This is a genomic window from Burkholderia sp. E168m23 (assembly GCF_016586125.1).
GTDB classification, from domain to species: Bacteria; Pseudomonadota; Gammaproteobacteria; order Burkholderiales; family Burkholderiaceae; genus Burkholderia; species Burkholderia orbicola.
Window position 1 is genome coordinate 1 of sequence record NZ_BCPP01000585.1, and the last position, 4548, is coordinate 4548.

5 protein-coding genes are annotated in these 4548 nt (G+C 67.0%); 3 read left to right on the plus strand and 2 right to left on the minus strand.

What is annotated here, in order from left to right:
* Positions 1-89 precede the first annotated feature (89 nt).
* A complete protein-coding gene (locus JMF90_RS25250; protein ID WP_011549598.1) occupies positions 90-1451 on the minus strand; it encodes an ATP-binding protein in 1362 nt (453 codons plus the stop codon).
* Positions 1452-1492: 41 nt separating this feature from the next.
* Positions 1493-2227 carry a two-component system response regulator OmpR gene (gene ompR, locus JMF90_RS25255; RefSeq protein WP_006478565.1) on the minus strand — a complete coding sequence of 245 codons (735 nt, stop codon included), beginning with the start codon at positions 2225-2227 and terminating at the stop codon, positions 1493-1495.
* Between the two features lie 258 nt (positions 2228-2485).
* Between ompR and JMF90_RS25260 the strand changes: the two genes are divergently transcribed.
* The 3 genes from JMF90_RS25260 to JMF90_RS25270 form a co-directional block, all read left to right on the plus strand.
* Entirely contained in the window at positions 2486-2764 is a 279-nt protein-coding gene (locus JMF90_RS25260; RefSeq protein ID WP_006478566.1) for a hypothetical protein, read from the plus strand.
* A 134-nt stretch (positions 2765-2898) separates the two neighbouring features.
* Positions 2899-4401, plus strand: coding sequence for a DUF1800 family protein (locus JMF90_RS25265; protein WP_011549599.1), 1503 nt, complete (start codon positions 2899-2901; stop codon positions 4399-4401).
* Positions 4402-4468: 67 nt separating this feature from the next.
* The coding region (locus tag JMF90_RS25270; RefSeq protein ID WP_201325567.1) for a twin-arginine translocation signal domain-containing protein at positions 4469-4548 on the plus strand (80 nt) is incomplete at its 3' end.

Below are 4548 nucleotides of genomic sequence, written 5' to 3' on the forward strand. Positions count from 1 at the left end.
ACTCGCTTCAATAGATTTTGACTAACGACTCTCATAGCTTTTGTCAACCGCGTCGATAGTGTGACGCGCAAGATGCGTGCGCGAACGCGTCACGCGGTCGCACGCGCCTTGCCGGCACCGGGGAATTCGAGCGTGACTTCGAGGCCGGCGTCCGGGTGGCGGTTGCGCAGGCGCAGCGCGCCGCGGTAGCGGCCGACGAGCCGCAGCACGATCGCCATCCCGAGGCCCGTGCCGTCCGCCTTGGTGCGCGCGGTGTCGACGCGGTAGAACGGCCGCATCACGAGCGGCAGTTGATCCTCGGGGATGCCGGGGCCTTCGTCGCTCACCGACAGCTCGACGCGCGCATGCGACACGCGCGTCTCGAGCGTGATGCGCGAGATGCCGTCCTGCTTGCTCTGGCCGTATTTGCGCGCATTCTCGACGAGATTGCCGATCACGCGGCGCATGTCGGTTTCGTCGGCTTCGATGATCGCGCTCGGCGCGAGCCGCGTGCGGATCTCGACGCCGTCCTCGCCCGACACGCGCGCGGCGACTTCGTGCGCGATCGACGACAGGTCGACCGGCTCAGGCTTGCGCTGCGACGGGCGCGCGTAGTCGATGAAGGCCGCGATGATGCGGTCCATCTGTTCGATGTCGTCGACCATCGCGTCCTTGGTCGCCTGGTCGGACGGGCTCATCTCGGTTTCGAGCCGCAGCCGCGCGAGCGGCGTGCGCAGGTCGTGCGAGATGCCCGCGAGCATCAGCGCGCGATCGGCCTCGAGTTGTTCGAGGTCGCGCACCATCTGGTTGAAGCTGCGGTTGGTTTCGGCCGCGACGCCCATCCCGCGCTCGGGCAGCGGCTCGGGCGCCTGGCCCGAACCGACCTGGCGCGCGGCGAGCGCGAGCCGCGAGAACGGCCGGTTCACGAGGCTCGTGATGAACGCGGAGCCGAACAGCGACAGCGCGAGCGCGAACAGCCCCCAGCCGGCCCACTGCAGGCCCGTGACGTTGTCGAGCTGGTCGCGGTCGAGCGCGACCCAGTAGTCGTCGTCGTCGATCTTGAAGCTGATCCACACGCCGGGAATGTCGTTGACCGACTGCGCGATCACGGTATCGTCGCCGAGACGGCTGCGGATGTCGTGTTCGATCAGGCGATTCAGCGATTCGTCGGGCTGCAGCTTGAACTTGTCGGTTTTCTCGCGCGGGTACACGCGCACGCCCTCGTTGCTCTCGAGATCCTGCAGCAGCGCGCGCCGCAAGTCGGGATCGGAATAGAGCAGGGCGGTGCGCGTGAGCTTCACGACCGCGACGAGCTGCAGCGCGACGCGCTGCGCACGCGGCTCGCGCTCGATCACGCGAAAGCTCTGGAACCACGCGGCGAGACTGACCGAGATCAGCAGCGCGATCAGCAGGAAGGTGCGCCAGAACAGCCCGCCGAACGCGAGCTGCAAAAGGCGCCGGTCGATACGCATGGGACGGGCCGTGGACGGGGCGAAGCCGGGAAGGAAAAAGCTCAGGCGGCGCCGTCCGGGATGAACACGTAGCCGAGGCCCCAGACGGTCTGGATGAAGCGCGGGCTGCCCGGATCGGGTTCGATCAGCTTGCGCAGGCGCGAGATCTGCACGTCGAGGCTGCGGTCGAACACTTCGTATTCGCGGCCGCGGGCGAGCTCCATCAGCTTTTCACGCGACAGCGGCTGGCGCGGATGACGCGCGAACACTTTCAGCACCGAGAATTCGCCGGTGGTCAGCGGAATTTCCTGGCCGGATTTCGTCAGCGTGCGCGTGGCGAGATTCAGCGAGAATTCGCCGAACTCGAACACCTCGGTGGTTTCCGACGGGGCGCCCGGCAGTTCGGCCGGCGCCTGGCGGCGCAGCACCGCGTGAATGCGCGCGACCAGTTCGCGCGGGTTGAACGGCTTCGGCAGGTAATCGTCGGCGCCCATCTCGAGGCCGACGATGCGATCGACGTCCTCGCCCTTCGCGGTGAGCATGATGATCGGCGTGCGGTCGTTGCTGCCGCGCAGCCGGCGGCAGATCGACAGGCCGTCCTCGCCGGGCAGCATCAGGTCGAGCACGAGCAGGTCGAAACGCTCGCGCACCCAGAGCTTGTTCATCGCGGTCGCGTTTTCCGCGACGTAGACGTTGAAACCCTGTTCGCCGAGATAGCGGCGCAGCAGATCGCGCAGGCGAGGGTCGTCGTCGACGACGAGAATCTTGGAGGGGTTTTTCGTTTCCATGATCGGCATCTTATCGCGAATGGGAATTGACGCACGGCCGGGGATTTTCGTGCGTTACAGTCGGTTACAAAATTTACCCGTAGTGTCGCGCCGAGTAAAGGCAGGCTATAGAGATTCCTTTACTCGAAGCCGAAATTCGGTAGATACTCCCCTGCACTCCATCTTTCATCTTTGTACACCCGAATTCCGCAGGGTTTTTCAAGTACCAGAGGTAACCGGTTGCCGCGTGACGAAGGGAACAAATCGACCAAAGAAGCGAGGACGGTCATGCGATCTGCCCGGATTGCACTGATGCTGACGATCGCGCTTGCCGGTCCGTATGCGTCGAACTTCGCGTATGCGCAGCGCCCCGAGCAGGGCGCATCGTCGCGCAAGCTGCCGCGCGGCAAAGCGCCGCAGCCCGATCGCGCCGCCGATATGACGGTCCGTTCCGCCGTGCCTCCCGATCTCGAACAGCGCCGCCGCGACGGGCACATGACGCCCGAAGAGCGGCACCTGTTACGCCAGCACATCGAAGACGCCGTTCGCGAGTTGTACAAGCGCTGACGCGTGCCGTCGTTCGCCTTGCGCGGAAATCTCCGCGCGGAAAGAATTCGTAGCACTTTTTCCGTCAACTTTCGGCTGCCGAATGCCGTTGTACGGGCATCCGCACCGCCGGTGCGTTCCGGGAGTCCATGACGATGAAAGCGAACGCTGCCGCACCGGCGCCGTCGCCTGCCATGCAGTCGCCGCTCGATGCCGACGACGCGCTGTTTTTCCTGAGTCGCACCGGTTTCTCTCCCGCGCCCGCCGAGGTCGCGCGCATCGTCGGCATGACGCGCGCGCAGGTCGTGGCCGACACGCTCGGCAGCGCGCGACACGAACCCGTCACGACGTGGCCCGACTGGCTCGCCGAGCCGCCGCCCACGCGCGCGCAGCGTCAGGCGCTGACGCCCGACATGCGGCGCGACGAGCAGCGCGAGCGCAATCGCCGCTACGATGCGTTGCGGGCGGCCTGGGTCAACGAGATGGTCGCGACGCCGTCGCCGCTCACCGAACGCATGACACTGTTCTGGCATGGGCATTTCACGTCGGGGCAGGACAAGGTGCCGTACCCGCAGACGATGGCCGCGCAGAACGCGCTGTTTCGCCGCGAGGCGCTCGGCAACTTCGGCACGCTGCTGCATGCGGTCGCGAAGGACCCGGCGATGCTCCAGTATCTCGACGGCGCGAGCAATCGCAAGGGGCGGCCGAACGAGAATTTCGCGCGCGAGGTGATGGAGCTGTTCACGCTCGGCGAAGGGCACTACACGCAATACGACGTGACCGAAGCCGCGCGCGCGATGACGGGCTGGACCGTCGATCCCGACACGCTGCGCTTCGTGGTGCGGCCCGAATGGCACGATGCCGGCGACAAGACCATCCTCGGCGAAACCGGGCCGTTCGACGGCGACGACTTTCTCGACATCCTGCTGAAGCGGCCGGGCACCGCGCGCTTCATCGCCGGCAAGCTGTGGCGCGAGTTCGTGTCCGATACGCCGGAGCCCGGCACGCTCGATGCGGTGGCCGAACGGTTTCGCGCGAGCGGCTACGACATTCGCGCGGCGCTCGCCGCGCTGTGGTCGACCGACGCGTTCTGGGATCCGCGCAACCGCGGCGTGCTGGTCAAGTCGCCGGCGGAATTCGTCGTCGGGTCGGTGCGGCTGTTCGACGTGGCGTACGGCGATCCGCAGATGCTCGCGGACACCGTGCGCACGCTCGGGCAGAACCTGTTCTATCCGCCGAACGTGAAGGGCTGGCCGGGCGGCGCGCTGTGGATCAACAGCACCACGCTGCTGTCGCGCAAGCAGTTCGTCGAGCAGCTGTTCCGCGCGACCGAGACGGCCGGGATGCGACCGCCGGCTCGTACGATCGCGCCGCCGCCGAACGCGCGTGCGCATGCGATGCCGGTGGCCGACGCGGCGTCCGGCGCCGGCCCGCGCGGCACGCCCGCGAAGCCCGCGCGCGGCGGACTGCGTTTCGACCTCGAGCGCTGGCTGGCCCAGTATCGGGCGCGGCCGCAGGCGATCGCGGGATTGTCGACCGAACTGCAGTTGCAGCACGCGGTGCTGCAACTCTCGCCGGTCGCGGCGATCGACACGGATTCGACCGGCAGCGCGTATCTCGAGGCGCTGCTGATGGATCCGGCCTATCAACTGAAATGATGCGAACGACGACGAAGCGGACAGTCGCCGCGGCCAACGCGCCGGGCGGCGAACCAGAGGATGTGCGATGAACCGACGTGATTTTCTGACGCTGACGGGCGCCGCGGCGGCGGCCGGTGTGTCGATGTGGCAAGCGCCCGCGATGGC

Coding starts and splice junctions, on each gene's coding strand:
- JMF90_RS25250 (WP_011549598.1), bottom strand. CDS start 1,451: ATGCGTATCGACCGGCGCCTTTTGCAGCTCGCGTTCGGCGGGCTGTTC.
- JMF90_RS25265 (WP_011549599.1), top strand. CDS start 2,899: ATGAAAGCGAACGCTGCCGCACCGGCGCCGTCGCCTGCCATGCAGTCG.
- JMF90_RS25260 (WP_006478566.1), top strand. CDS start 2,486: ATGCGATCTGCCCGGATTGCACTGATGCTGACGATCGCGCTTGCCGGT.
- ompR (WP_006478565.1), bottom strand. CDS start 2,227: ATGCCGATCATGGAAACGAAAAACCCCTCCAAGATTCTCGTCGTCGAC.